The sequence below is a fragment of the Nocardioides sp. Soil796 genome (genome assembly GCF_001429525.1).
GTDB lineage: Bacteria > Actinomycetota > Actinomycetes > Propionibacteriales > Nocardioidaceae > Nocardioides.
In genome coordinates this window covers 180,131-205,995 of sequence record NZ_LMSQ01000012.1, presented here as the reverse complement: position 1 = coordinate 205,995, position 25,865 = coordinate 180,131, and the positions used below count along the sequence as shown (strand labels likewise).

Annotated in this window: 26 protein-coding genes; 8 read left to right on the top strand and 18 right to left on the bottom strand. The window is 68.5% G+C overall.

What is annotated here, in order from left to right:
- The first annotated feature begins 31 nt into the window (after positions 1-31).
- The 3 genes from ASH02_RS04955 (at position 32) to ASH02_RS04945 (ending at position 2,694) form a co-directional block, all read left to right on the top strand.
- Positions 32-805: a glycerophosphodiester phosphodiesterase gene (locus ASH02_RS04955; protein ID WP_235538988.1), complete on the top strand. Its 774-nt coding sequence runs from the start codon at positions 32-34 to the stop codon at positions 803-805.
- Positions 793-2,127: an MFS transporter gene (locus ASH02_RS04950; protein WP_057294408.1), complete on the top strand. Its 1,335-nt coding sequence runs from the start codon at positions 793-795 to the stop codon at positions 2,125-2,127. The genes ASH02_RS04955 and ASH02_RS04950 overlap by 13 nt, the downstream gene beginning before the upstream one ends.
- Before the next feature lie 180 nt (positions 2,128-2,307).
- Positions 2,308-2,694: an RNA polymerase-binding protein RbpA gene (locus ASH02_RS04945; protein ID WP_056678231.1), complete on the top strand. Its 387-nt coding sequence runs from the start codon at positions 2,308-2,310 to the stop codon at positions 2,692-2,694.
- Here ASH02_RS04945 and ASH02_RS04940 read toward each other — a convergent pair.
- Genes ASH02_RS04940 through lnt form a run of 3 tightly spaced genes read right to left on the bottom strand, consistent with a single transcriptional unit; the run spans position 2,691 to position 5,469 of the window.
- Positions 2,691-3,176 (bottom strand): FxsA family protein, encoded by a 486-nt coding sequence (locus ASH02_RS04940; protein ID WP_056679413.1) that lies wholly within the window; start codon positions 3,174-3,176, stop codon positions 2,691-2,693. The two genes, ASH02_RS04945 and ASH02_RS04940, sit on opposite strands and share 4 nt — an antisense overlap.
- Before the next feature lie 5 nt (positions 3,177-3,181).
- A complete protein-coding gene (locus tag ASH02_RS04935; protein WP_056679411.1) occupies positions 3,182-3,907 on the bottom strand; it encodes a polyprenol monophosphomannose synthase in 726 nt (241 codons plus the stop codon).
- Between the two features lie 26 nt (positions 3,908-3,933).
- Positions 3,934-5,469 carry an apolipoprotein N-acyltransferase gene (gene lnt, locus ASH02_RS04930; RefSeq protein WP_056678229.1) on the bottom strand — a complete coding sequence of 512 codons (1,536 nt, stop codon included), beginning with the start codon at positions 5,467-5,469 and terminating at the stop codon, positions 3,934-3,936.
- Positions 5,470-6,093: 624 nt separating this feature from the next.
- Here lnt and ASH02_RS04925 point away from each other — a divergent pair.
- Together ASH02_RS04925 and ASH02_RS04920 are read left to right on the top strand one after the other, a co-directional pair.
- Positions 6,094-7,548 carry a KamA family radical SAM protein gene (locus ASH02_RS04925; protein WP_056678227.1) on the top strand — a complete coding sequence of 485 codons (1,455 nt, stop codon included), beginning with the start codon at positions 6,094-6,096 and terminating at the stop codon, positions 7,546-7,548.
- A 146-nt stretch (positions 7,549-7,694) separates the two neighbouring features.
- Positions 7,695-8,171, top strand: coding sequence for a VOC family protein (locus tag ASH02_RS04920; protein ID WP_056678225.1), 477 nt, complete (start codon positions 7,695-7,697; stop codon positions 8,169-8,171).
- A 16-nt stretch (positions 8,172-8,187) separates the two neighbouring features.
- On the opposite strand, the gene ASH02_RS04915 is transcribed toward ASH02_RS04920, so the two are convergent.
- Positions 8,188-8,628 carry an Lrp/AsnC family transcriptional regulator gene (locus tag ASH02_RS04915; protein WP_200950020.1) on the bottom strand — a complete coding sequence of 147 codons (441 nt, stop codon included), beginning with the start codon at positions 8,626-8,628 and terminating at the stop codon, positions 8,188-8,190.
- 52 nt (positions 8,629-8,680) lie between these two features.
- Here ASH02_RS04915 and ASH02_RS04910 point away from each other — a divergent pair, with 52 nt between their 5' ends.
- Positions 8,681-9,589 (top strand): 5'-3' exonuclease, encoded by a 909-nt coding sequence (locus ASH02_RS04910; RefSeq protein WP_056679408.1) that lies wholly within the window; start codon positions 8,681-8,683, stop codon positions 9,587-9,589.
- A 35-nt stretch (positions 9,590-9,624) separates the two neighbouring features.
- Positions 9,625-10,023, top strand: a complete 399-nt coding sequence (locus ASH02_RS04905) for a DUF3054 domain-containing protein (RefSeq protein WP_056678220.1) — start codon at positions 9,625-9,627, stop codon at positions 10,021-10,023.
- On the opposite strand, the gene ASH02_RS04900 is transcribed toward ASH02_RS04905, so the two are convergent.
- From ASH02_RS04900 to dop, 13 genes are all read right to left on the bottom strand, one after another.
- Positions 10,002-12,743, bottom strand: coding sequence for a DEAD/DEAH box helicase (locus ASH02_RS04900; protein WP_235532513.1), 2,742 nt, complete (start codon positions 12,741-12,743; stop codon positions 10,002-10,004). The genes ASH02_RS04905 and ASH02_RS04900 overlap by 22 nt on opposite strands.
- On the bottom strand, positions 12,740-13,615 hold the full coding sequence (locus ASH02_RS25945) for a diacylglycerol/lipid kinase family protein (RefSeq protein WP_057294374.1): 876 nt from the start codon (positions 13,613-13,615) through the stop codon (positions 12,740-12,742). The genes ASH02_RS04900 and ASH02_RS25945 overlap by 4 nt, the downstream gene beginning before the upstream one ends.
- Positions 13,616-13,643: 28 nt before the next feature.
- The gene (locus ASH02_RS04890; protein WP_056678213.1) at positions 13,644-14,051 is read right to left on the bottom strand and encodes a hypothetical protein; all 408 of its coding nucleotides are present in this window, start codon (positions 14,049-14,051) and stop codon (positions 13,644-13,646) included.
- A complete protein-coding gene (gene tatC, locus ASH02_RS04885) occupies positions 14,048-14,818 on the bottom strand; it encodes a twin-arginine translocase subunit TatC (protein ID WP_235530076.1) in 771 nt (256 codons plus the stop codon). Before tatC ends, ASH02_RS04890 begins: the two co-directional genes overlap by 4 nt.
- A gap of 90 nt (positions 14,819-14,908) precedes the next feature.
- Positions 14,909-15,187 carry a Sec-independent protein translocase subunit TatA gene (gene tatA / locus ASH02_RS04880; RefSeq protein ID WP_056678210.1) on the bottom strand — a complete coding sequence of 93 codons (279 nt, stop codon included), beginning with the start codon at positions 15,185-15,187 and terminating at the stop codon, positions 14,909-14,911.
- Between the two features lie 37 nt (positions 15,188-15,224).
- Entirely contained in the window at positions 15,225-16,208 is a 984-nt protein-coding gene (locus tag ASH02_RS04875; RefSeq protein ID WP_056678208.1) for a helix-turn-helix transcriptional regulator, read from the bottom strand.
- The gene (locus ASH02_RS04870; RefSeq protein ID WP_056678206.1) at positions 16,205-17,179 is read right to left on the bottom strand and encodes a helix-turn-helix transcriptional regulator; all 975 of its coding nucleotides are present in this window, start codon (positions 17,177-17,179) and stop codon (positions 16,205-16,207) included. Before ASH02_RS04870 ends, ASH02_RS04875 begins: the two co-directional genes overlap by 4 nt.
- A gap of 83 nt (positions 17,180-17,262) precedes the next feature.
- Positions 17,263-18,189, bottom strand: coding sequence for an FKBP-type peptidyl-prolyl cis-trans isomerase (locus ASH02_RS04865; protein WP_156393516.1), 927 nt, complete (start codon positions 18,187-18,189; stop codon positions 17,263-17,265).
- Between the two features lie 67 nt (positions 18,190-18,256).
- Positions 18,257-19,618, bottom strand: a complete 1,362-nt coding sequence (pafA, locus tag ASH02_RS04860; RefSeq protein WP_056678203.1) for a Pup--protein ligase — start codon at positions 19,616-19,618, stop codon at positions 18,257-18,259.
- Between the two features lie 151 nt (positions 19,619-19,769).
- Complete coding sequence (gene prcA, locus ASH02_RS04855) at positions 19,770-20,747, bottom strand: proteasome subunit alpha (protein ID WP_056678200.1); 978 nt, start codon at positions 20,745-20,747, stop codon at positions 19,770-19,772.
- Between the two features lie 21 nt (positions 20,748-20,768).
- Positions 20,769-21,611 carry a proteasome subunit beta gene (prcB, locus tag ASH02_RS04850; RefSeq protein WP_056678198.1) on the bottom strand — a complete coding sequence of 281 codons (843 nt, stop codon included), beginning with the start codon at positions 21,609-21,611 and terminating at the stop codon, positions 20,769-20,771.
- A gap of 4 nt (positions 21,612-21,615) precedes the next feature.
- Positions 21,616-21,813, bottom strand: coding sequence for a ubiquitin-like protein Pup (locus ASH02_RS04845; protein WP_056678196.1), 198 nt, complete (start codon positions 21,811-21,813; stop codon positions 21,616-21,618).
- A gap of 63 nt (positions 21,814-21,876) precedes the next feature.
- Positions 21,877-23,385 carry a depupylase/deamidase Dop gene (gene dop / locus ASH02_RS04840; protein ID WP_056678193.1) on the bottom strand — a complete coding sequence of 503 codons (1,509 nt, stop codon included), beginning with the start codon at positions 23,383-23,385 and terminating at the stop codon, positions 21,877-21,879.
- 74 nt (positions 23,386-23,459) lie between these two features.
- On the opposite strand from dop, the gene ASH02_RS04835 reads away from it, so the two are divergent.
- A complete protein-coding gene (locus ASH02_RS04835; protein ID WP_056678191.1) occupies positions 23,460-24,077 on the top strand; it encodes a class I SAM-dependent methyltransferase in 618 nt (205 codons plus the stop codon).
- 22 nt (positions 24,078-24,099) lie between these two features.
- Here the strand turns inward: ASH02_RS04835 and arc are convergent, their stop codons facing one another.
- The gene (gene arc / locus ASH02_RS04830; RefSeq protein WP_056679405.1) at positions 24,100-25,839 is read right to left on the bottom strand and encodes a proteasome ATPase; all 1,740 of its coding nucleotides are present in this window, start codon (positions 25,837-25,839) and stop codon (positions 24,100-24,102) included.
- Between the last annotated feature and the right edge of the window lie 26 nt (positions 25,840-25,865).

The window sequence follows — 25,865 nt, the reverse complement described above, 5'->3', positions numbered from 1 at the left end:
CGATTGCCCCATGTGCGTGTTGAATGCAGTCGTGACCCGACGCCCCACAGGATTCCCGTTCCTCGACGAGCCCACCGGACCGCTCGCCTTCGCCCATCGGGGCGGTGCCTTCCACCCCGAGATCGAGGGGTTGGAGAACACCATGGCGGCATTCCAGCACGCCTTCGACCTCGGCTACCGCTACCTCGAGACCGACGTGCACGCCACCCGCGACGGCGTCCTGCTCGCCTTCCACGACACCGTCCTCGACCGGGTCACCGACCGCAAGGGCGAGATCGCGGCGCTGACCTACGCCGAGGTGCAGGGCGCGCTGATCGGTGGCAAGGAGCGGGTGCCGACCCTGGCCGAGCTCTTCGACGCGTTCCCCGGAGCCCGGTTCAACATCGACATCAAGTCGGCTGCCGCCGTACGCCCGCTGGCCGACTTCATCGGAGCCCGTGAGGCCCACGACCGGGTCCTGGTCGGTTCCTTCAACGGTCGCAGCCTCGGCCAGTTCCGCAGGCTGACCGGCGGACGGGTGCCCACCAGCGCGCACCCGCTGGAGGTGGTGGTCTGGGTGCTCTCCCCCACCGGACGGATCGCCCGGCTGCTGACCCGCGGCCACGTCGCCGCGCTGCAGATCCCCCACCGCAGGGGGCCGATCCCGGTGGCCAGCCGGTGGCTGGTGCGCAAGGCGCACGCCGTCGGCACCCATGTGCACGTCTGGACGATCGACGAGCCGGCCGAAATGGTCGAGCTGCTCGAACGTGGTGTCGACGGTCTGATGACCGATCGCACCGACATACTCAAGGGATTGCGGACCTGAGGCCGCTGGCGCGGGCACGGGAGCAGAAGGCCTGGTACTGGTACGACTGGGCCAACTCGGCCTACGTCACCACCGTGTCGACGGTCATGCTCGGCCCCTACCTGATCGCGATCGCGAAGAACGCGGCGGTCGACAACCGCATCGACGTCCTCGGACTCTCGATCGCACCCGGGGCCCTGCCGTCGTACCTCGTCACCTTCTCCACGATCCTGTCGGCGATCCTGCTGCCGCTGCTCGGCGCGGTGGCCGACCGTACGGCGAACAAGAAGGGTCTGCTCGCCGGCTTCGCGTGGACCGGTGCCGCGTTCGCCTCCCTGCTGTTCTTCTGCAAGGGCGAGAACTGGCAGATCGGTGCGATCGCGGTGATCGGGGCGAACCTCTGCCTCGGCGCGTCCACCGTGTTCAACGACTCGATCCTGCCGTTGATCTCCACCGAGGAGGAACGCGACCGGGTCTCCTCGCGGGGCTGGGCCTGGGGCTACCTCGGCGGCGGACTGCTGCTGGTCGTGAACCTGGTCATGTTCCTGTTCCACGACACGTTCGGCATGTCGGAGGGCTTCTCGGTGCGGCTGAGCATGCTCTCGGCGGCGATCTGGTGGGCGGGGTTCACGTTCATCCCCTACCTGCGCCTGCGCAACCACGAGCCGGTCCACGTGGTCGCCGAGGAGGGCGGCATCATCTCGCAGAGCTTCGGCCAGCTCTGGGCCACGCTCAAGGACATGAAGAACTACCCGATGGCGCTGACCTTCCTCGGCGCCTACCTCTTCTTCAACGACGGCATCCAGACCGTCATCGCGTCGTCCTCGATCTATGGCGCCGAGGAGCTCGGCTTCGGCACGTCGGTGCTGATCGGGACGATCCTGATGGTCCAGTTCGTCGCGTTCGCGGGCGCCCTGGTCTTCGGCAAGGCAGCCGAGAAGTACGGCGCGAAACAGGTCATCCTCGTCGGGTTGGTCATCTGGATGGCCATCGTGGCGGTGGCCCTGGTCCTGCCCAAGGAGCAGATCGTGCCGTTCCTGGCGATGGGCTTCGCGATCGGTCTGGTGCTCGGCGGCACGCAGGCACTGGCCCGCTCCTACTTCTCCCTGCTGATCCCCCGCGGGCGTGAGGGTGAGTTCTTCAGCTTCTACCACGCGATGGACCGAGGTACCTCGTGGTTCGGCACGCTCACCTTCGGTGTGGTCTACCAGCTGACCGACTCCTACCGGCCGGCCATCTTCGCCCTCATCGCGTTCTTCGTCCTCGGTGGCCTGCTGCTCCTGAAGGTGGACACCGCGCGCGGGATCCGCGAAGCCGGTAACGTGGAGCCGTCGGTCATCTAGATCCTCCCGGAGTGAGCCCCGAACGTGCGTTCGGCCACATTCAGCTCTCCTGAGGAATCCTTGGCCCCCGTCGTACGTTTGTAGGTGTGACGTGGCACGCACGAAAGCCCCGTCATGGTTGTGGGGGGACTCCGTCTCAACCACGAAGAGACAAATCAGAACGTCAATCGGAGGTAGCTCATGGCGGAGCGCACATTGCGCGGAGCCCGGCTCGGAGGCCAGAGCTTCGAGGACGAGCGCGGCATCGAGTTCGCAGCACGTCAGCAGGTGGGCTATGCCTGCCCGCAGGGTCACAAGTTCGAGGTCCCGATGTCCGTCGAGGCGGACATCCCGGCCAACTGGGAATGCCCCAAGTGTGGGGCGGTCGCGCTGAACGTCGACGGCATCCTCCCCGAGGAGAAGGCTGAGAAGCCGGCTCGTACTCACTGGGACATGCTGCTCGAGCGTCGCTCGATCAAGGAGCTCGAAGACATCCTCAGCGAGCGGCTCGAGCTGCTCCGCGGTGGAGAGATCGGCCCGGCGCACCTGCACCGCGCCTCGAAGAGCAAGAAGAAGGCGTCCGTCTAGTTCGACGGGTCGTCATCGACGACTTCGCCCTCGACCACGGTTCCCTGTGAACCGGGTCGGGGGCGCTTGTCATTTCCGCCCCCGAACGGCAGGTCGGTGACCAGCCGTGCCGCGACGAACCGGGACAGTCCTCGGCGGGCCAACGGTCGGGTGAACGGGAGGACGAGCAGCAGGCCCACGATGTCGAGCACGAAACCGGGCGAGAGCATGAGCATGCCGCCGGACAGCACCAGGATGCCGTCGGCGATCTCCTTGGCCGGCATCCGGCCGCTGGAGAGCGCCTGGCTGAACGCGGACATCGCGCGGGCGCCCTCATGCTTGATCAACCAGGCGCCGAGGAGGCTGTCGGCGATCAGCAGCAGGATCGTCCAGCCGACGCCGATCACCTGGCCGACCTGGATCAGCACGTAGATCTCGAGCAGCGGGATCCCGAAGAACAGGACCGCGATCAGCAGTCCGGGCAGCCGACGACGGCGAGGCATGGTCGTCAGCGCCCGCGCCGGAAGGTGCGCTTGAGGCGGGCCCACCGCTCGTGCAGGCCCCAGCGGGTGATCCGCTTCAGGGACTCGGTCGCCACCGAACCGCTCATCTTGGAGTCGCCGCGCTCGCGCTCGATGAACTCGATCGGCACCTCGGCGACGGTGCCGCCGGTCTGCAGTGTGCGCCACGCCATGTCGGTCTGGAAGACGTAGCCGGTGGACTCGACCGTGTCGATGTCGATGGCCTCCAGCGTGGCCCGCTTGAAGACCCGGAACCCGGCGGTGGCGTCCTTGATCTTCACGCCGAGCAACAGGCGGACGTAGAGGTTGCCGCCCCGGGAGAGGAACTCACGGGACCTGGGCCAGTTGACCACCGAACCGCCCGGGATCCACCGGGAGCCGATGACCAGGTCGGCGGTGCGCAGCGCGTCGAGCAGCCTGTGCAGCTGCTCGGGCTGGTGGGACCCGTCGGCGTCCATCTCGCCGATCACGTCGTAGCCCAGGTCAAGGGCGACCCGGAAGCCGTGCAGGTACGCCGCACCGAGCCCGGCCTTCTCCGTGCGGTGCACGACGGTGATCTGGGGATCGGCCTCGGCGAGCTTGTCGGCCAGCTTGCCGGTGCCGTCGGGAGAGTTGTCGTCGACGATCATCACGTCGACGCCGGGTTGGGCCTCGCGCAGACGCGCGACGATCCACTCGATGTTGAGCGACTCGTTGTACGTCGGAATCACCATCACGACGCGGCCCAGTCCGTCGTACGTCACGCGTTGTCCCCTTGGTCGTCCGGCTCGGGATCCGCCTCGTGGGGGACCCGCTTCCTGCGTTGCAGACGATACGACAGCAGGGGGAACAGCGCCGCACCGAGGGCGAGCGGCACGGCGAGTCGCCCGAGCCACGGACCGACCACCATCGCCGGCGGCGTGCCGTCCGCCAGGCGCACCTCCTGCACGAGGACGTCGCGGGTGCGCGGTTCGATCGCCTTGATCACGTTGCCGTCGGCACCGATGACTCCGCTGCGACCGTTCACCGCCGCCACCACGACGGTGCGCCCGGTCTCGAGGGCGCGCAGTCGGCTGATCGCGAACTGCTGCTCGATCTGGCCGGTGTGGATGAACATCGCGTTGGAGGTCTGTACGACGAGCAGGTCGGCCCCACGACGTACCTGGTCGGTGACCGTGTCGTCGTAGGAGACGTCGAAGCAGATCACGTCGGCCACCTTGAGGCCGTCGACGCGCAGGGGTTCGACGCCGGTGCCGCTGAGCATGTCGCGCGGCACCATCTCCAGACGGCCGAAGTTGGCGGTGCCGAAGCGTTGCCGATACGGGATGTACTCGCCGAACGGCACGGGGTGACGCTTCGTGTAGCGGTCGCCCGCACCTGTCACCGGGTCGTAGACGATCCCCTGGTTGAGCACGTGCTCCCGATCGGCATCGACGATGGCGCCGACCAGGATCGGCACCCCGATCATCTGCGAGGTCAGCCAGAGCATCTGGCGGACGCTGCTGTCGAGAAACGGGTCGACCGCGGTCGTGTTCTCCGGCCAGACCACGAAGTCGGGGCGCTCGGCCTTGCCGTCCTCCACCTGCTCCGCCAGCTCCTGGGTGAGTGCCATGTGGCTGGCGGTGACCTCGCGGTGGTGGGCGATCAGGTCGTCGCCGTTGCCGGGCACGTCGCCCTGAACGACCGCCACGGTCGCGGTCTCGTCGGAGGTCGCGTGGATCGGCACGAACCAGGGCACGACCACGGCCAGGACCGTGCCGCTGAGCACTCCCCCGGCCAGCACCTGCCGGTTGCGGAGGTTCTGCAGGCACCACAGCAGGACTGCCGAGCACAGCACGACCAGGAGGCTGACGCCGTTGGCGCCGACCCACGGGAACCAGCGCTCGAACGGGGTGTCGATGACCGCGAACGACACCCGGCCCCAGGTCAGCCCGCTCATCGGCCAGGCACCGCGGAACGTCTCGACGGCCACCCAGACCACGGCTGACCACACCGGCCACCCCGGCAGCCGCGACACCGCGGCGAGGCCGACGCCGGCCAGGGCGAAGTAGAGCGCCTCGAACGCGGAGAGCGCCAGCCAGGCGTCGATGCCGATGACGCGCAGCCAGAACAGCAGGACCAGCATGTTGGCGAGCCCGAAGACCAGGCCGAGCAGCGCGGCATACCGCGTCGACTGCTGGTGCACGCACCACAGGAAGAGGGCCAGGCCGAGTGGCAGGAGGACGGCTGCTGCGACCGGCTCGAAGGCCAGTCCCACGGCGATCCCGCTGACCAGGGCGAGCAGGATGCGGAGCACCCGGCAAGGCTACCTGCGGGGTTCATGCAGGCGCGGGAGGGCCAGGCAACCCTTCGGACCTCCTCATCGGCGACTGGCGGCCGTCGGTGCGAAGTTGTCTACGGAGCTGGAGGCCCTCCCGCATCCGCCCTCGAGCGGCGGGACCGACCTCCGCGAGTCATCGGGGACCGGCACGTGGTGCTCGCACCGTCTCCGACGACCACCTGGACGTCGGTCCGCCATCACGATCTGCATGGGCGGACCCGGGCACTTTTGCCCACCAGTCCGGGCGCTGTCAACACGGCCTTGACCTGCACAAACTCGCGTTGTCGCAGGTCAGGCAGGGGGCCTGGTCGCCAAGAATTCATCATTGTTTTCCAGCAGCTCCGGCGTGTCTCGCGAGACACGCCGGAAGCGCGGTCCAGACCGGCCCGCGGAGGGCGCCAGGACAACCGCTGTTCACCCACGAAATCCGACGCGAGGTCCGCCTTCGGTGGCAATTCCGCACCAGGACTCATCTTGCGGGACAATTTACGGTGTTGCATTTGAACTGCAGGATAATCTCCATCTATTCTGGTCTTTGAGGCCCACGTCACACCTTCCGCCTCGCCATGCGTCCCCACGTCGTCCCGACAGGAGCCTCCGATGAGCATCGAGACCTCGATCGCCTCCCTCACCGGTCAGCCGTACCCCTACCGCCGCACCGAGCTGGTCGAACCCGACTGGACCCGCTTCCCCGGATGGAAGGACGTCACCGTCGCGGAGTGGGAATCCGTGCAGTGGCAACGCTCGCACTGCATCAAGAACCTCAAGCAGCTGCGCGAGCTGCTCGGCGACCTCGTCGACGACCGGTTCTACGCCGACCTCGAGCGTGACCAGACCGAGCGGGCCACCATGTCGATGCTGGTGCCGCCGCAGATGATGAACACGATGGCGCCCACCACCGAACCCACGGGCCCGGGCTCACTCACCGACGCGTTCTACGCCGACCCGGTGCGCCACTACATGCTGCCGGTCTTCTCCGACCGCCGTACCGACTGGCCCTCACACCCGCACGCCACCCGTGACTCCCTGCACGAGCACGACATGTGGGTGGCCGAGGGCCTGACCCACCGCTACCCCACCAAGGTGCTGGCCGAGCTGCTGCCGACCTGCCCCCAGTACTGCGGCCACTGCACCCGCATGGACCTCGTCGGCAACTCCACGCCGGTGATCGAGAAGCTGAAGTTCACCGCAAAGCCCGTCGACCGGCTCGACTCGATGATGGACTACCTGCGCCGTACGCCGACGGTGCGCGACGTGGTCGTCTCCGGTGGCGACGTGGCCAACATGCCGTGGGCGCGGCTCGAGGACTTCCTGATGCGGTTGCTCGAGATCGAGAACATCCGCGACGTACGCCTGGCCACCAAGGCGCTCATGGGACTCCCCCAGCACTGGCTCCAGGACGACGTCGTCGACGGCATGACCCGGGTCGCCACGCTGGCCCGGTCGCGTGGTGTGTCGATCGCGATACACACCCACGTCAACCACGCGAACTCGGTGACGCCGCTGGTGGCGAAGGCGGCGGCCACGATGCTCGAGACCGGCATCCGCGACGTGCGCAACCAGGGCGTGCTGCTCAACGGCGTCAACGCCGACCCGCACGCGCTGCTCGACCTGTGCTTCCGACTGCTCGACGGGGCGCAGATCATGCCCTACTACTTCTACATGTGCGACATGATCCCCTACTCCGAGCACTGGCGGGTCTCGGTCGCCGACGCGCAGCGCCTGCAGCACCACATCATGGGCTACCTGCCAGGCTTCGCGACGCCGCGGATCGTGTGTGACGTGCCGTTCGTCGGCAAGCGCTGGGTGCACCAGCTGGCGTCGTACGACGAGGTGCGCGGCATCTCCGGCTGGACGAAGAACTACCGCACCTCGATCGAGGCCACCGACCCCGAGGCCCTGTCGCGGGAGTACCACTACTACGACCCGATCCACACGCTGCCACTCGAGGGCCAGAAGTGGTGGGCCGACCACGGGAACCTCGACGAGTCGGCCCTGCGCGCGGCCGAGGTCGCCGAGGCGTCGCGGCGCACGGCGGCACTGCAGGCTCACTGACTCAGCAACCACACGCGTCCGGGGGGACGGCTCAGCGGGTGTCATCCTGGGTGGATGGCACCCGCTGCTCATTTCGGGCCAGTGCGATGAATCCGGGGACGAGACCGGGTCGACACGACCACACACTCCGACGAAGGGACCATCCCATGCAGAAGATCGTCACCAACCTCTGGTTCGACGACAACGCCGAGGAAGCCATCGACCACTACATCTCGGTCCTGGGCGACGGCCGGGTGCTCAACGTCGTGAAGTACGACGCCACCGGGATGGGCGACGACGGCACCGCGATGGCCGTGGAGTTCGAGCTCCTCGGGCAACGGTTCGTGGGCATCAACGGCGGCCCCATGTTCACGTTCAGCGAGGCGATCTCCCTGGAGGTCCGTTGTGAGGACCAGGCGGAGATCGACCGGGTCTGGGACGCGCTGGTCGAGGGCGGCACCGAGCAGCCCTGCGGCTGGCTCAAGGACAAGTACGGCTTGTCGTGGCAGGTCGGCCCCAGCAACTTCACCGACTACACGACCGGCGATCCGGAGGCCGTGGCCAGGTTCATGAAGAAGATGCTGTCCACACAGGGCAAGTTCAACCTCGCCGAGCTCCAGGCCGCCTACGACGGCACCGCCTGAAGCGACGCGAACGGCGTCAGCCCGAGACGGGTCGGTTCTCGTAGGGCGTGGACAGCACGATCGTGGTGCGGGTGGACACGTTGGCGACACCCCGGATCTTCGCGAGGAGGTCCTCGAGGTGGGCCGGCGTGGCCACCCGCACCTTGAGGATGTAGGACTCGTCCCCCGCCACCGACCAGCATGACTCGATCTGCGTGATGCCGCTCAACCGCTGGGGGTAGTCGTCGTCCTGCGAGGGGTCGATCGGCGTGATCGAGATGAACGCGGTCAACGGCAGGCCGGTCTGGTCGTGGTCGATCGTCGCGCCGTACCCCTTGATCAGGCCGCGCGTCTCCAGCCGCTTCACGCGCTGGTGCACCGCAGAGGTCGACAGTCCGGTCGCCTTGCCGAGGTCGGTGTAGGACATGCGGCCGTCGGTCGCCAGCAGCGTCAGGATGTGCCGATCGGTTTCTTCCACGCTGGCAGCGTAGCGAAGTGACACACTGTGCGCCGTGACCATCCAGCGACTGATGCTCCTCGACACTGCCAGCCTCTACTTCCGGGCGTTCTTCGGCGTCCCCGACTCGATGCGCGCGCCCGACGGCACGCCGGTCAACGCGGTCCGCGGACTGATGGACTTCATCAGCCGACTGGTCGGCGAGTACCAGCCCACGCACCTGGTCTGCTGCTGGGACAACGACTGGCGGCCGCAGTGGCGGGTCGACCTGATCCCGACGTACAAGGCGCACCGCGTGGTCGAGGAGGTGGCCGGAACCGACCCCGACGTCGAGGAGGTGCCCGACCCACTCCAGGTGCAGATCCCGATCATCATCGACGTGCTCGAGGCCTTCGGCATCACGATCGTGGGTGCCGACGAGATGGAGGCCGACGACGTGATCGGCACCCTGGCCACCGGCGCGGGCATGCCGGTCGACATCGTCACCGGTGACCGCGACCTCTTCCAGCTGGTCGACGACGAAGCCGAGGTCCGGGTCCTCTACACCGCGCGCGGTGTGGGCAGGCACGAGCGCGTCGACAACGCGTGGGTGCGCGACAAGTACGGCGTCGACGCCCACCAGTACGCCGACTTCGCCACGCTGCGCGGCGACGCCTCCGACGGCCTCCCCGGGGTCAAGGGCGTCGGCGAGAAGACCGCGGCCACCCTGCTCGGTCGTTTTGTCGACATCAAGACAATCGTGGCGGCCGCGTTCGATCCCGAGACCGACATGGGACCCGGCCCGCGCGGCAAGATCAAGGACGCCGCCGACTACCTCGAGGTCGCGCCCACGGTGGTCGCCGTACGTCGCGACCTGGACCTGGGCGACCTCGACCTCACCATGCCGCGGACGCCGGCCGACCCCGAGCGCGTCGTAGAGCTCGACAAGCGGTGGGACCTCGGGAGCTCGGCGGTCCGGCTGGTCGAGGCCCTCCAGGGCTGAGCCGGCCGGCATCGCGACCCGGTAGGTTGGCGGCCATGTCGCGCCGTGCCCTCACCGTCCTGGCCCTCGACCTCGTGCTGGTCATCGTCTTCGCTGCGATCGGTCGTGCCGAGCACGACAAGGGCAACGTGGTCGTCGGGGTCCTCGACACCGCGTGGCCGTTCCTGGCCGGCGTGCTGGTCGGCTGGCTGCTGGTCCGTCAGCTCGGCAGGCGCGAAGCCACCGACATCGGGTCCGGCATCACCGTGGTGGTCAGTGCGGTCGTCATCGGGATGCTGCTCCGCGTGGTCACCGGCGACGGCACGGCGTTCTCGTTCATCGTCGTGGCCACGATCGTGCTCGGGGTGCTCCTGATCGGCTCACGCGCCGTCCACGGATGGGCCCTGGCCCGGGCCGCGCGCCAGGGTGCGGGCTACTCCGCGACGGACGAGTAGGACACCACCCCGCGTCGCAGGCGGTCGGCGGCCTCCAGGGCCACCGCGCGCAGCGGCGTACCGGCCGAGGCGTGTCCGACCTGCACCGCGAGGTCGAGCAGCTGCTTCATCACCCGCACGAAGTCGCCGGCGGCCAGGTCGATGCCGCCGAGGACGTCGTCGAGGGCATCGCCCTCGGCCCAGCGGTAGGCCGCCCACGCGAAGCCGATGTCGGGCTCACGGAGGAAGTCGAGCTTGTTGCTGCGCTCGAGCTCGTCGAGGTCGCTCCACAGGTGGACCAGGTCGCGCAGCGAGTCGCGGATCCGGCCGCTGGGCATCTTCGGTGAACGCGCGTCGTCGGGGCGCCGCGCCTCGAATGCCAGGGCGGAGAGCACGGCGGCCAGCTCCGAGGCGTCGAGGTCGTTCCAGAGACCCGTGCGGATCGCCTCCGCGGCCACCAGGTCCATGTCGGAGTAGATGCGCTGGAGGTGGACGCCGCGGTCGGTGACGGTGTCGCCGTCGATGTAGTCCATCGCGGTCAGCACGTCGCAGACGCGGTCGAACTGGCGGGCAATCGTGTTCGTGCGCGACTCCACCCGACGCTTGAGCGTGTTCGCCTCCTGCTGCAGCTTGAACCAGCGTTCGCCCCACCGGGCGTGGTCCTCACGCTCGGGGCACTCGTGGCACGGGTGCTCGCGCATCCGCTGGCGCAGCGCGGCGACCTCGGCCTCGACTCCTGAGAGGGCGGTGGCGTCGGAGCGCGATGACCGTGACGAACGCCGCGACGGCGGTGGCGGGGCGAACTTGTGGGTCCGGTTCCGCAGGGTCGAGGTCAGGTCACGTCGCATCTGCGGGTTGCGGCCGCTGAAGTTGCGCGGCACGCGGAGCGTGTCGAGCGACTCGACCGGGGTGGTGAAGTCGATCAGGGCCAGGCGCCGCGACTGACCGCCGGCGGTCACCACCGAGGGGCGCGGCTCGTCGTGCGAGAGCCCCGGATCGGTGACCACGGCATACCCGGCGAACTTTCCGTTGGGCACCAGGATCACGTCGCCGACCTTGAGCCGGGCCAGGGAGTTGATCACGTCGTCACGGTCGTCACGGCGTCGCGCCTTCGCTGCACCCTTCTCGACGTCGGAGAGCTTGCGGCGCAGGGCGGCGTACTCCATGAAGTCACCGCGGTCGCACTGGGCCGCCTCGGCGTAGCCGGTGAGTGCGTCCTCGCTCTTGCGCAGCTTGCGGGCCAGCCCGACCACCGCCTTGTCCGCCTGGAACTGCGCGAACGACGACTCCAGCAGCTGGCGGGAACGCTCCCTGCCGAACTGGTGCACCAGGTTGACCGCCATGTTGTACGACGGCCGGAACGACGAGCGCAACGGATAGGTGCGGGTGGACGCCAGGCCGGCGACCTCCCCGGGGTTCATCCCCTGCTGCCAGAGCACCACCCCGTGTCCCTCGACGTCGAGGCCGCGGCGACCGGCCCGTCCGGTCAGCTGGGTGTACTCCCCCGGGGTCAGGTCGACGTGGGCCTCACCGTTCCACTTCGAGAGCTTCTCGAGCACGACGGTGCGGGCGGGCATGTTGATGCCCAGGGCCAGCGTCTCGGTGGCGAACACGACCCGGCACAGCCCCCGCAGGTAGAGCTCCTCGACGCACTGCTTGAACCGCGGCAGCATTCCGGCGTGGTGGGCCGCCACGCCGCGGGTCAGCCCGTCGAGGAACTCGTGGTAGCCGAGCACCTCGAGGTCGTCCTCGGGCAGGTCGCGGCACTGCTCCTCGACGAACGCGAAGATCTCGTCGCGCTCCTCGGGGGTGGTCAACCGCAGGTTGGCGTTGAGGCACTGCTGGACGGCCGCGTCGCAGCCGACCCGGCTGAAGATGAACACGATGGCCGGCAGCAGGCCCTCGGCGTCCAGCCGGGACACGATGTCGAAACGCGTCGGCTGGTAGTGCCGTCGGCCCTGCGGCTTGGAGCCGCGGCCACGGTTGCCCTTCTTGTCGCGACGATCCTTGAAGCGGGTCGCCGCCCAGTCGTCGCGGGCCACCCGCAGCAGGTGCGGGTTGACCTTGGCGCCCTCCTGGGCGAAGCCGGCCTGGGCCAGCTCTTCCTCGTCGGCGAAGAGGTCGTGCAACTGCTTGCCGACCATCACGTGCTGGAAGAGCGGCACCGGCCGGTGCTCCTCGACGATGGTGGTCACCTCGCCGCGCACCGTGGCCAGCCACTCGCCGAACTCCTCGGCGTTCGAGACGGTGGCGCTCAGCGAGATCACCGAGACGCTCTCGGGGAGGTGGATGATCACCTCTTCCCAGACGGCACCGCGCGAGCGGTCGGCGAGATAGTGCACCTCGTCCATCACCACGAAGCCCAGGCCGGTCAGCGTGCGCGAGCCGGCGTAGAGCATGTTGCGCAGCACCTCGGTGGTCATCACCACGACCGGCGCCTCGCCGTTGATGGTGTTGTCACCGGTCAGCAGGCCGACCTTGTCGGCGCCGTACCGCTTGACCAGGTCGGCGTACTTCTGGTTGCTCAGCGCCTTGATCGGGGTGGTGTAGAAGCACTTGCGGCCGGACTGCACCGCAAGGTGTACGGCGAACTCGCCGACGATCGTCTTGCCGGAGCCGGTCGGTGCGGCGACGAGGACGCCCTTGCCCTCCTCGACCTCGCGACAGGCCCGCACCTGGAAGTCGTCGAGCGGGAAGTCGTAGAGCGCCGAGAACTCGCGCAGGGACGGGTGGTCGTTCACAGCAGCACCTCCAGCGCCAGCGGGGCGCACTCGACGGTCAACGGCAGTGCGCCGAAGCGTTCCCCGTCGGCGTAGCCGACGATTCCGGGTGTGGCCACGGTGACCCGACGCACCCGGTGGTGCTCGTAGGCCGGGTGCGTGGTGTGCGTGCCCGAGAACAGCTTCGGGTAGGTCCGGATCAGCTCGGGGCGGGACATGGCCTTGATGATGACGACGTAGCCGTCGTCGAGCAGAGCCCCCTCGGTGATCCGCAGGCCGCCGCCGAACGAGGGCCCGTTGCCCACGGCGACCAGCATCGCGTCGAGGGTGCGCGTCTCGCCGTCGAGCTCGAGCGTGTAGTGCAGGGGCCGGAACGTGCGCAGCTCGGCGAGCGTGGCCAGGTTGTAGCGCATCTGGCCGCGCGGCCAGGTCATGGCGTTGGCCCGTTCGTTGACGATGGCGTCGAAGCCCGCGGCGAGCACGGTGACGAACCAACGGTCGCCGCAGCGGGCCAGGTCCATCCGCCGTCGTCGCGAGGCGACCACCCGGTCGGCGGCGGCCAGCGGGTCGGTTCGCGAGATGTTGAGGTAGCGGGCCACGTCGTTGCCGGTGCCGGCCGGAATGATGCCGAGCGGGGTGTCCGTGCCGGCGAGCGCCTGCACGGCCAGGTGCACCAGCCCGTCGCCGCCGCAGGCGACCAGCGCGTGGCATCCGTCGGAGACCGCACCGCGGGCCAACGCCTCAGCCTCCTCCGCGGACGTGCCCTGCAGGAGTCGTACGTCGAAGCCGGCGTCACGCAGCCGTGGCGCGGCCAGCGAGGCGTAGCGGGCACCCTTGCCCCGGCCGGCCGTCGGGTTGACGAGAAGGGCGATCTCTCGACGTGGTGTGGACACGTGCCCGACCCTATAGGGCAGGTCTGCCCTATCCGTGGTCGTCGACCACGCCGAGCCGCATCGCGGCGACGAAGTTCTCGGGCGGGGCACCGACCGCCTTCGCCAGCCGGGCCAGGGCGGTCAGGATCCGGTCGGCGGTGAAGCCGGTGCCCGGCACGGCCAACGTGAGGCGGTCCTCGTGCTCGACCAGGAGCACCTGTCCGTTGCGCCAGGCCTGGTGCGCCAGGACCCGGGTCGCGTCGTCGGTCACCGGTTCCGGCCAGGCCCGGTCGACACCCAGCAGGTCGCAGGGCAGCTCGACGTGGTCACCGACCAGGAGGCCGTGCACCAAGTGCCCGCCCAACCGGTCTGCGGCCGCCTCGGCGTGCCAGGTCACGTCGCCGGTGCCGAGCCACTCGGGCAGGTCGAACGCATCGACCGTCGCCAGGCCCCTCACAGGGGCGACAACTCGTCGTCGCCGACACCGTGGAGGGGGTCGGCGTTGTTCTTGCGGCGGTCGAGGATGCGGCAGATGACCTCGGAGATGGCGAAAAGCCCGACCATCGGGATGGCCAGGAACAGCATCGAGAAGGGGTCGGTCGAGGGCGTCGCGACCGCCGCGAAGACGAAGGTGCCGATGATGATCCACGGCCGGTGGTCCCCCAGCGCCTTGCCCTTCACGATGCCGGCCAGGTTGAGCAGGATCACGAAGACCGGGATCTCGAAGGCGATCCCGAAGACCAGCAGGGTGCGGGTGAGGAACGTCAGGTAGTCGCTGAACTCGATCAGGTTGGTCAGGTCGGCGGGGGTGAACGAGATCAACACCTCGAGACCCTTGGGCAGGGTCAGGTAGCCGACGTAGGCACCGATCAGGAACAGCGGCCCCGCAACGGCGGCGAAGACCCGTGACCACTTGCGCTCGTTGGCGTGCAGCCCCGGAAGGATGAACGCCCAGACCTGGTAGAGCCAGTAGGGACTGGTCACCACGAGAGCGGCCAGCCCGCAGAGCTTGAGGTGCAGCATCAGCGGGCCGCCGGCGCCGTTGATGGTGGCGGTGGTGGTGACGTCCTCGCCGAGAGCCTTCTGTGCGTCCTCGTAGGGTCCCAGGATCAGCTGGAAGATCTGGTCGAAGAAGAACAGGGACACCGTGATGGCGACGACCAGCACCACCGTGATCCGCAGGATCCGGGCGCGCAGCTCGCGCAGGTGGTCGGAGATGGCCATCCGGCCATCGGCTCCCAGGCCGTGCATGGGTTTCGTGCTGAAGAGCGCGACGACACCGAGCAAGGACACAGGAGTGGCTTCAGGGACGGGTCAGTTGGTGGTGTCGGGGCGGTGCTCCGACGTCAACGGCTCGGACTCGGCGCGCTTCTCGGGAGCACCCAGCTCACCGGCAGGCTTGTCGGCCGCCGGCTTGTCATCGTCCTCGTCATCGGTCAACAGGCCCTTGGTCTCGGACTTGAAGATGCGCAGGGCACGGCCGCTGCCGCGGGCCAGCTCCGGCAGTTTCTTGGCGCCGAAGAGCAGCACGATCACCAGCACGATCAGGACCAGCTCCCAGCCTCCGGGAGTTGCGATCAGTGGTTGAAGCATGTCCGTCCTCAAGGTCGCTTGTGGGGTCGGTCCCATCCTACGCGCCAGGTACACGGTAGAGGCTGAGGGTCTCCTGTGCGGCTGCTGTGAAGGCCTCGGCGTACTCGGCGGGCCGGAGCACCTCGGCGTACGGCGACAGGCGCAACAGCAGCCTCATCAGCCACCGGCTGTCGGCCACCCTGAGGTCGATCTCGAGCTTGCCGCCGCGCCGTTCGCGGACTGCCTCGACCGGGTAGTACTCGGCGACCCAGCGGGCCTGGGGCGCCAGCCGGAGGGTGACCAGCGGATTGTCGGGTTCCGGTCGGAACAGTCCGTCGGCGAGGTCGACCGGCTCGACGTCGGGGTGCGGCTCGGCCGCGCTGTCGAGGGTCTCGTCGGCGACGATCCGGTCCAGTCGGAACAACCGCCGCCCGTTGGCGACGTGGCACCACGCCTGGAGGTAGGCCATGCCCTGGGAGTCGACGAGCGCCATCGGGTCCACGGTGCGCTCGGTGTTCTCGTCGCGCGCGGGGACGTAGTAGGTCAGCCGGACCTGGCGGCCCGAGGAGAGAGCCGCGGCGAGCCGGGTGCGCAGGGCAGCGCCTTCGCGTTGCCCGGGCGGCACGCGCACCTCGACATGCGCGGCCTGGTGGCCGTCCTCGGCAACGGTCTCGATCTTGGCGAGCGCCCGGTCGAGGCTGTCGAGCGTGTCACCGTCGGCCGACTCGCGCAGCGTGCGCAGGGCCACCGTGATCGCGGACGCCTCGGCGGCGGAGAGCCGCAGGGGCGTGCCGAGGTAGTCGGCGTTGTGGATGCGGATCACGCTGTCGCCGTCGAGCGCGTCGAGGTCGACCTCGATCAGGTCTCCCGGCATCCACCCCGGCCAGCCGCAGTAGATCAGGACGCGCAGGTCGGCGACCAGTTGTTCGGGTGGCACGCCGAGACGCCGGGCAGCGTCCTCGAGCCGCATGTCGCCCTCGCGTTGGATCAGCGGGACCAGCGCGAGCAGCCGGCCGACCTGTTCCTTGGCGCCGGCGCTCATGAACTGACTCCTGCAGCGGCGGTGAGCCGTCGGACGGCCAGGTCGCGCGCCTCGGCGGGCGACTCGACGACGGCGTCGGTCCCGAAGGCCAGCACGTCGTCGACGAAGCCGTGCACCGAGGAATGCGTGAGCGTGACCCGGTCCCATGCGGTCACCGCGTCAGGTCCGGGCACGTCGGTCTCGACAGCTGTCGCCGTACGACGCAGTCCGTGGCCGCTCCCCTGCCGCACCAGGGCCGTCCCGACCTCGGTGGCCGGCCCCGGGGAGAGACTCGCGGTGAGCTCGCGCAGGTTGGTCTCCGGCGGTACGACGAACGCGTCCGACTTGCCGGTGCGCTTGACCGCGCCGTGGACCCGGGAGAGTCGGAACAACCGGGGTTCGCCGCGGTCGACGTCGCGCCCGACGACGTACCAGCGGCCGGAGGACGAGACGACGCCCCACGGCTCGAGGCGTCGCTTGGCGGGCTTGGGCGTGCCGGAGCGCTGGTAGTCGAAGGTGACCCGGGTGCGGTCAAGGGAGGCCTGCCAGAGCACGTCGAAGTTCGGGTCGGAGACCGCGACCACCGGAGCTGCGATGTCGAGCCGGCTGCGGTCCACCTCGACGCCTGCGGCGCTGAGCTTGGCCAGGGCGTCACTGGTCGCGGCCGCCAGCCCGGCGTGCTGCCAGACCCGGGTGGCCAGGCCGATCACGGCCGCCTCGTCCGCGGCCAGCGTGATGCCGGGCAGGGCGAACGTGTCCGGGTTGATCCGGTAGCCGATCTCGTTGTCGAAGTAGTTGTCCAGCGTGACGATCTCGACCGGCACACCGAGGGCACGCAGCTCGTCCTTGTCGCGCTCGAACATGCGGTCAAAGGCCTCGTCGCCGGCCTCGAGGTACGGCGGCATGCTGTCGCGCACCTGCTGCTTGGACAGCGGGCGGCGTTGCACGAGCAGCAGGATCAGCAGGTTGAGGAGGCGTTCACTCTTCGTCACCTGCTGCTCCTCCCGTGTGTGCCATGACTTGTTCGATGATGCCTGACCCGTTCGGTCAGATGCTGGCGGTCAGATGCTGGCGGTCAGTTGACCGCGAGCACGTCGATCACGAAGACCAGGTCGTCGCCGGGCTTGATCTTGGGCGCGCTGCCCTTCTTGCCGTACCCGAGCTTCGAGGGGATCCGCAGGATGACCCGGCTGCCCTCGGTGACCCCGGTGAGGCCTTCCTGCCAGCCCTGGATCGTGCCGCCCTGACCGATGGTCACGGAGTAGGGATCGCCCTTGGTGAAGTTCTGGTCGAAGACCTGCTTCTTGCCGTTGACCTGGCCGAGGTACTTCACGGCCAGCGTGGAGCCCTTCTTCGCCTTGGGGCCGGTGCCCTTGACCAGGGTGATCGTCTCGAGCTTGGTGATCTTGGCGGGCTTGCCGGTGAAGGTCAGGCCGGTCACGGCGCCGTCCTTCTCGACCACCTTCGGCGCACCCTTGGGGGCGGTCGCCTTGCTCGTGTCGATGCTCGTCGGGATCACCTTGATGATGTCGACGACGAAGACCACCGAGTCCGACGGGTCGATGAACAGGTTGGGGTTGCCGGCCTCGCCGAACGCGTCCTTGGGGGTCGACTCGACCATCACCCGCGAGCCGGCCTTCTGCCCGTCGATGGCCTTCTTGAGGCCGGGCAGCATGTCGTCGCTCACCTTGACCAGGCTCGCGGAACCTTCGTCCCACGTGCTCGCCGCCTGCTTGCCGGTGAATCCGTTGGCGATGTAGAGGTTCGCGAAGACGCTGTCGCCCACCTTGACCTGGTCGCCGTCGCCCTCGCTGAGCACCGTGGTCTCGGTGGTGGTGCGCTTGTACTCGCCCTTGAAGGCCACCTTCGGCTCGGATCCGAACGTGCCGGTGACCTTGACCGATCCGTCGTTGGACTTGCCGCCGCCGTCGTCGTCACCGCAGGCGGTGAGACCGATCATCATCAGCAGCAGGACGCTCAGGAGCACAAGGACGCGGCGCAACGGGTTCACCTTCGGATTCGGGGTACGGCGAGCGCGGGACAGCCTAGCCGGATGGAGCAACGATCCCTCACATGCCGTCGATGAGTCGCTGGACGCGTTCGTCGGCCGAGCGGAAGGGGTCCTTGCAGAGCACCGTGCGCTGGGCCTGGTCGTTGAGCTTGAGGTGCACCCAGTCGACGGTGAAGTCGCGTCGCCGCTCCTGTGCCTTCTTGATGAACTCGCCGCGCAGGCGGGCACGGGTGTTCTGCGGCGGCACCGACTTGGCCTCGAAGATCTTGAGGTCGTCGGTGACCCGGGCAACCGCTCCGCGCTTCTCGAGCAGGTAGTAGAGACCCCGGTTGCGGTGGATGTCGTGGTAGGCGAGGTCGAGCTGCGCGATGCGCGCGTGGCCCAACGCCATGCCGTGCTTGGCGCGGTAGCGCTCGATCAGCTTCCACTTGATGACCCAGTCGATCTCGCGGTCGACGGAGTCGAGGTCGCCGGACTCGATCGCCTTGAGGCCCCGCTCCCAGAGGTCGAGGGCCTGGTCGATGACCGGCGTACGCAGCTCACGACGGTCGACGAAGTCGCGGGCCCGGGTGAAGTACTCGAGCTGGATCTCGAGCGCACTGGCCTCGCGGCCGTTGGCCAGCCGGACCTTCTTGCGGCCAGTCATGTCGTGGGAGATCTCGCGGATCGCCCGGATCGGGTTCTCCATGGTGAGGTCGCGCATCACGACCCCCTCCTCGATCATCCGGAGCACGAGGTCGCAGCTGGCCACCTTCAGCAAGGTGGTGGTCTCGCTCATGTTGGAGTCGCCTACGATGACGTGGAGCCGGCGGTACTTCTCGGCGTCCGCGTGCGGTTCGTCGCGGGTGTTGATGATCGGGCGGCTGCGGGTGGTGGCGCTCGAGACGCCTTCCCAGATGTGCTCGGCGCGCTGGCTGATGGAGTACGACGCCCCGCGCGGTGTCTGGATGATCTTGCCGGCGCCGACCACGATCTGGCGCGTCACCAGGAACGGGATCAGGATGTCGGCCAGCCGACTGAACTCGCCGGCCCGGCCGACGAGGTAGTTCTCGTGGCAACCGTAGGAGTTGCCTGCGGAGTCGGTGTTGTTCTTGAACAGGTAGATGTCGCCGGCGATGCCCTCGTCGTGGAGCCGGCGCTCGGCGTCGACCAGAAGCCCTTCGAGGACCCGCTCCCCCGCCTTGTCGTGGGTGACCAGCTCGACGATGTCGTCGCACTCCGGCGTCGCGTACTCCGGGTGGCTGCCGACGTCGAGGTAGAGCCGGGCACCGTTGCGCAGGAAGACGTTGCTGCTGCGCCCCCACGACACGACCTTGCGGAAGAGGTAGCGGGCCACCTCGTCCGGGCTCAGGCGTCGCTGCCCCTTGAACGTGCAGGTGACGCCGTACTCGTTCTCGATTCCGAAGATCCGGCGGTCCATGGCCCAACAGTAGTCACAGCTTGGGCATCACGGTGGGAGGTTGACCGTTGTCATGCGACTTCCACCCACCCGTCGCCGTCACCGAACAGGCCTCAGGATTTCTCTGGCAAAGACCTGTTGACTGTTCGGTGACGGCGGTGTTGGGAGCCGGTCAGGCAGGGGGTGGGGCGATCGGGGGCTCGCCGTGGCCGGGCGTGGGTGGGTCCACGGGTGGTGTCGGGGGCGTGGGCGGTGCCGTGGGAGGAGCGGTGGGCGGCTCGCCGGACTCCGGTTCTCCGGAAGCGGGCTCACCGGTGACCGGGTCTTCCAGCGGGGGCGTGGATCCGCTCACCGTGTCGGTCGGGTCAGCGGGGTTGTCGGGACCGGTGGGAACCGTCGGGGCGGCCCCCACCTGGGCGTCCTCGGCGTCTGGCTGGGCCGCGGTCTCGGGGCCACGGTCCCCGAGGATCTCGGTCAGCGCGGCTGGCCGCAGGCGACGGAACTTGCGGGGCTGGGTGCGGGTGCGGTCGAGCACGGCGACCTCGAGGTCGTCGGCCGGGATCACCCGGTCGTCGGTGTCGGAGTGACCGAGCGCAGCCACGGCCAGCTTGATCGCGTCGTCGAGCGTCGCGCCCTCGGTGTAGTGCTCCTTGAGGTGTGAGGCCACCTGGTCGGCCGCGCCACCCATCACGGCGTACCCGTGCTCGTCAGCCACCTGGCCGTCGTACGTCAGCCGGTAGATCTGGTCGTCGGCCGCCTCGTCGCCGATCTCGGCCACGAACAGCTCGACCTCGTAGGGCTTCTCCCCGCCGCTGGAGAAGATCGTGCCGAGGGTCTGCGCGTAGGCGTTCGCCAACCCGCGGCCCGTGACGTCGCGACGGTCGTAGGCGTAGCCGCGCATGTCGGCCAGGCGTACGCCGGCGATGCGGAGGTTCTCGAACTCGTTGTAGCGGCCGACCGCGGCGAACGCGATGCGGTCGTAGATCTCGGAGACCTTGTGCAGCGCCTGCGAGGGGTTCTCGGAGACGAAGAGGACGCCGTCGGCGAACTGCACGACGACCACGGACCGACCGCGGGCAATGCCCTTGCGCGCGAAGTCCGCACGGTCCTTCATCAACTGCTCGGGAGAGACGTAGTACGGCATGCTCATGTGAGAAATCCTTGGCTCGGGTCAGACCAGTGAGGCGGCGGGGCCGTCGGGGCGCTGGAGTCGACTCGCGATCACCTGGTCCGCGATCGCGGCGACCTCGTCGTCGGCGAGTCGGCGGCCTCCGTCGGCGGTGATCACCTGCACGACGGGGAAGATGCGACGGCTCACGTCGGGACCACCGGTCGCGGAGTCGTCGTCGGCGGCGTCGTAGAGCGCCTGCACGACGGCGGTCACGCACTCGGTCTCGGTGAGGTCCTCGCGGTAGAGCTTCTTCAGCGAACCGCGGGCGAACATCGACCCGGAGCCGACCGAGTGGAACGCGGTCTCCTCGTAGCGGCCGCCGGTGACGTCGTAGGAGAAGATGCGCCCCTGCTCGGCGATGAGGTCGTAGCCCGAGAAGAGGGGTACGACGGCGAGGCCCTGCATGGCCAGGCCGAGGTTCGCCCGGATCAGGGCCGCGAGGCGGTTGGCCTTGCCGTCCATGGAGAGCGTGGTGCCCTCGATCTTCTCGTAGTGCTCGAGCTCGGTCTGGAAGAGTCGCACCATCTCGACCGCCAGCCCGGCGGCGCCGGCGATGCCGACGCAGCTGAACTCGTCGGCCGGGAAGACCTTCTGGATGTCGCGCTGCGCGATGATGTTGCCCATCGTGGCGCGCCGGTCGCCGGCCATGATCACGCCGCCGGGGAACGTCGCGGAGACGATCGTGGTGCCGTGCGGCGCCAGGTCTCCGACGTTGCCCTGCGGCACGGCACGCTTGGAGGGCAGCAGGTCGGGTGAGTGTTCACCGATGAAGTCGGCGAACGACGACGTGCCGGGGGTCAGGAACGAAGCGGGCAGGCGGGACCCGTAGCTGGGGGCGCTCACCGACTCACTCCCCGCCCTTCTGGATGAAGGACTTCACGAAGTCCTCGGCGTTGGTCTCGAGGACGTCGTCGATCTCGTCGAGGATCGCGTCGATGTCCTCGTCGAGCTGCTCCTTGCGCTCGGTGACCTCGGGCGCGACGGTCTCCTCCTCGACCGGGGTGTCCTCGGTCGACTTCTTCGGCTGCTTCTGCTCCTGTGCCATGTCTCCGACCCTATCCACTCCGGGAAAGAAATGGCCCCGACTTGCTCGACCAACGGACGGGAATCAGTGCGTCAGTGCGTCGAAGAGCTGCTCGGCGGTGTCGCAGCGGTCGAGCAGCTCGCCCACGTGTGACCGGCTGCCGCGCAGCGGGTCGATGGTCGGCACCCGTTGCAGGGACTCGCGTCCGGGGAGGTCGAAGATCACCGAGTCCCACGACGCAGCGGCCACCGAGTCGGCGTACTTCTCGAGACACCGGCCACGGAAGTAGGCCCGGGTGTCGGTGGGCGGCTCGTGCATCGCGCTCTCGATGGACGGCTCCTCGAGCAGACGCTCGATGCGGCCCATGCGCACGAGGCGGTGGTAGAGGCCCTTCTCGGGGCGGATGTCGGAGTACTGCAGGTCGATCAGGTGCAGCTTCGCGTCGTCCCACTCGAGGCCGTCGCGGTCGCGGTACTGCTGGAGCAGCTTGAGCTTGGCCACCCAGTCGAGCTCGGTGGCGCACTCCATGGGGTCACGCTCGAGACGGGTCAGCACCGACTCCCAGCGGGTCAGCACGTCGCGGGTCTGGGCGTCGGCGTCGTCGCCCAGGGTCTCGTCGACGTACTTCCTGGCGAGGTCGAGGTATTCCATCTGGAGTTGTACGGCGGTCAGCTTGCGGCCGTCGCCCAACGTCACGAGGTGCTTGCAGGTCGGGTCGTGCGAGATCGCCCGCAGCGACGCGACAGGTGACTCGACCGAGAGCGGCGCGGTGAGGAAGCGGTCCTCGATCATCGCCAGCACCAGCGCGGTCGTGCCGACCTTGAGGTACGTCGACACCTCGGCGAGGTTGGCGTCTCCGATGATCACGTGCAGCCGGCGGTATTTCTCCGGGTCGGCGTGCGGTTCGTCGCGGGTGTTGATGATCGGCCGCTTCAGCGTGGTCTCGAGACCCACCTCGACCTCGAAGAAGTCGGCGCGCTGGCTGATCTGGAAGCCGTTGTCGCGGCCGTCCTGGCCGATGCCCACCCGGCCGGCGCCGGTGACCACCTGTCGGGACACGAAGAACGGCGTCAGGTGGCGCACGATGTCGGCGAACGCCGTCGAGCGGCGCATCAGGTAGTTCTCGTGGGCGCCGTAGGAGGCGCCCTTGTTGTCGGTGTTGTTCTTGTAGAGCAGGATCGGCGCGGCCCCGGGAATGTTGGCGGCCAGACGGGCTGCGTCGAGCATCACCTGCTCCCCCGCCTTGTCCCAGCGGACGATGTCGAGCGGGTTCGTGCACTCGGGCGTGGCGTACTCGGGGTGGGCGTGGTCGACGTACAGGCGCGCGCCGTTGGTGAGGATGACGTTGGCCAGGCCGAGGTCCTCGTCGGTAAGCTGGCTGGCGTCGGCGACCTGTCGCGACATGTCGAACCCTCGGGCGTCGCGCAGCGGTGACTCCTCCTCGAAGTCCCATCGGGCGCGTCGCGCCTTCAGCGTGGCCGACGCGTAGGCGTTGACCACCTGCGAGGACGCCACCATCGGGTTGGCCGTCGGCTGTCCCTGGACCGAGATGCCGTACTCGACCTCGGTGCCCATCACCCTGCGAACGCTCATGATTCGAGCCTACTCGGGACGACCGACGCATCGACCCGTGGACGCGGCCGTTCGCGCGACCTAGTGTCGGTCACATGGGTTGGTGGGTCGAACACGTCGTGCCGCGATTGACCGATGCCGGGCTCAGCGCCCCGGAGATCGGCGAGCTTCGAGCGCAGGCCTGTGAGGGCCTGACCGGCCGGGTCCTCGAGGTGGGTTTCGGGTCCGGGATGAACCTCCCCCACCTGCCCGAGGAGGTGAGCGCCGTCGCCGCGGTGGAGCCCAGCGACCTGGGCTGGTCCCGCTCGGCAGGCCGCCGCGAGAAGTCCTCGGTGCCGGTCGAGCGGGTGGGCCTCGACGGCCAGTCGATCGACCTGCCCGATGCCTCGGTCGACGCCGCACTGGTGACGTTCTCCCTATGCACGATCCCGGAGCCGCTCCGCGCGTTGAGGGAGGTACGCCGGGTGGTGCGACCCGGAGGTCGACTGCACTTCCTCGAGCACGGCCTCGCGCCCGATGCGGGTGTGGCGCGCTGGCAGGGCCGGCTCAACGGCGTACAGGGACTGGTGTGCGGAGGTTGCCACCTGGACCGCGACATCCCTGCCCTGGTGGGCGATGCCGGGTTCGGGATTGCCGTCCTCGACCAGCGCTACCTGCCCGGACCGAGGATCGGCCGGCCCTGGACGTACGGCTTCCGCGGCATCGCCGAGTGACGACGCCGCGGTAGCCGGTTGCTCAGAGGTACTGGCCGGTGTTGGCGACCGTGTCGATCGAACGCCCGGGCTCGGTGCCCTGCTTGCCGGTGATGAGGGTGCGGATGAAGACGATCCGCTCGCCCTTCTTGCCGGAGATGCGGGCCCAGTCGTCGGGGTTCGTGGTGTTCGGGAGGTCCTCGTTCTCCTTGAACTCGTCGACGCACGCCTGGAGCATGTGCTGGACCCGGAGACCGAGCTGGTCGTGGTCGAGGAGGTCCTTGATCGCCATCTTCTTCGCCCGGTCGACGATGTTCTGGATCATCGCGCCGGAGTTGAAGTCCTTGAAGTAGAGGACTTCCTTGTCGCCGTTGGCGTAGGTCACCTCGAGGAAGCGGTTCTCCTCGGTCTCGGTGTACATGCGCTCGACGGTGGCCCGAATCATGCCCGCCACGCAGGCGTCGCGGTCGTTGCCGAACTCGGCCAGGTCATCGGTGTGCAGCGGCAGCTCGGCGGTGAGGTACTTGCTGAAGATGTCGCGTGCGGACTCGGCGTCCGGGCGCTCGATCTTGATCTTCACGTCGAGCCGGCCGGGGCGCAGGATGGCCGGGTCGATCATGTCCTCACGGTTGGAGGCACCGATCACCAGCACGTTCTCGAGCAGCTCCACACCGTCGATCTCGCTCAGCAGCTGGGGAACGATGGTGTTCTCGACGTCGGAGGAGACCCCGGAGCCTCGGGTGCGGAACAGGGAGTCCATCTCGTCGAAGAACACGATGACCGGCGTACCCTCACTGGCCTTCTCGCGAGCCCGCTGGAAGACCAGGCGGATGTGCCGCTCGGTCTCGCCGACGTACTTGTTGAGCAGCTCGGGACCCTTGATGTTCAGGAAGTAGGACTTGCCCTCCTGGCCGGTCTTGGCCGCGACCTTCTTGGCCAGGGAGTTGGCGACCGCCTTGGCGATCAACGTCTTCCCGCAGCCGGGAGGGCCGTAGAGCAGCACGCCCTTCGGCGGCTTGAGCTGGTGCTGCTTGAACAGCTCGGGATGCAGGTAGGGCAGCTCGACGGCGTCGCGGATCTGGTCGATCTGGGCGATCAGACCGCCGATCGCGCTGTAGTCGATGTCGGGGACCTCTTCGAGGACGAGCTCCTCGACCTCGGACTTCGGCACCTTCTCGTAGACGTAGCCGGCTCGGGAGTCGAGCAGCAGGGAGTCACCGGCCCGCAGCTTGAGGCTGCGCAGCGGCTCGGCGATGCGGACCACGCGCTCCTCGTCGGCGTTCGCGATCACCAGGACACGGTCGCCGTCGGCCAGGATCTCCTTGAGCATGACGACCTCGCCGACCTGCTCGAAGTCGAGCGCGGCGACGACGTTGAGTGCCTCGTTGAGCATGACCTCCTGGCCACGCTGCAGCGCGTCGAGGTCGACGTTGGGGCTCACCGTCACCCGCAGCTTGCGACCGCCGGTGAACACGTCGATGGAGTCGTCGTCGTTGCGGGCGAGGAACGTGCCGAACCCGGCCGGCGGCTGGGCCAGTCGGTCGACCTCTTCCTTGAGCGTGAGTATCTGGTCGCGGGCCTCGCGCAGGGTCTGGGCCAGGCGTTCGTTCTGCGACGTCACCGCGGCCAGGGACCGTTGGGTGTCGATCAGTCGCTGCTCCAGTGCACCGGAGTGAACTGGGCCATCGGCCAGCCTCCGGCGCAGGTCAGTGACTTCGGCCTCGAGGAACCTCACCTGACTGGTGAGTTCCTCGCGACTGCTCGAGTTGTCCGATGCCGACATGTGCACCACCTCCTGCGTCTCCTTGT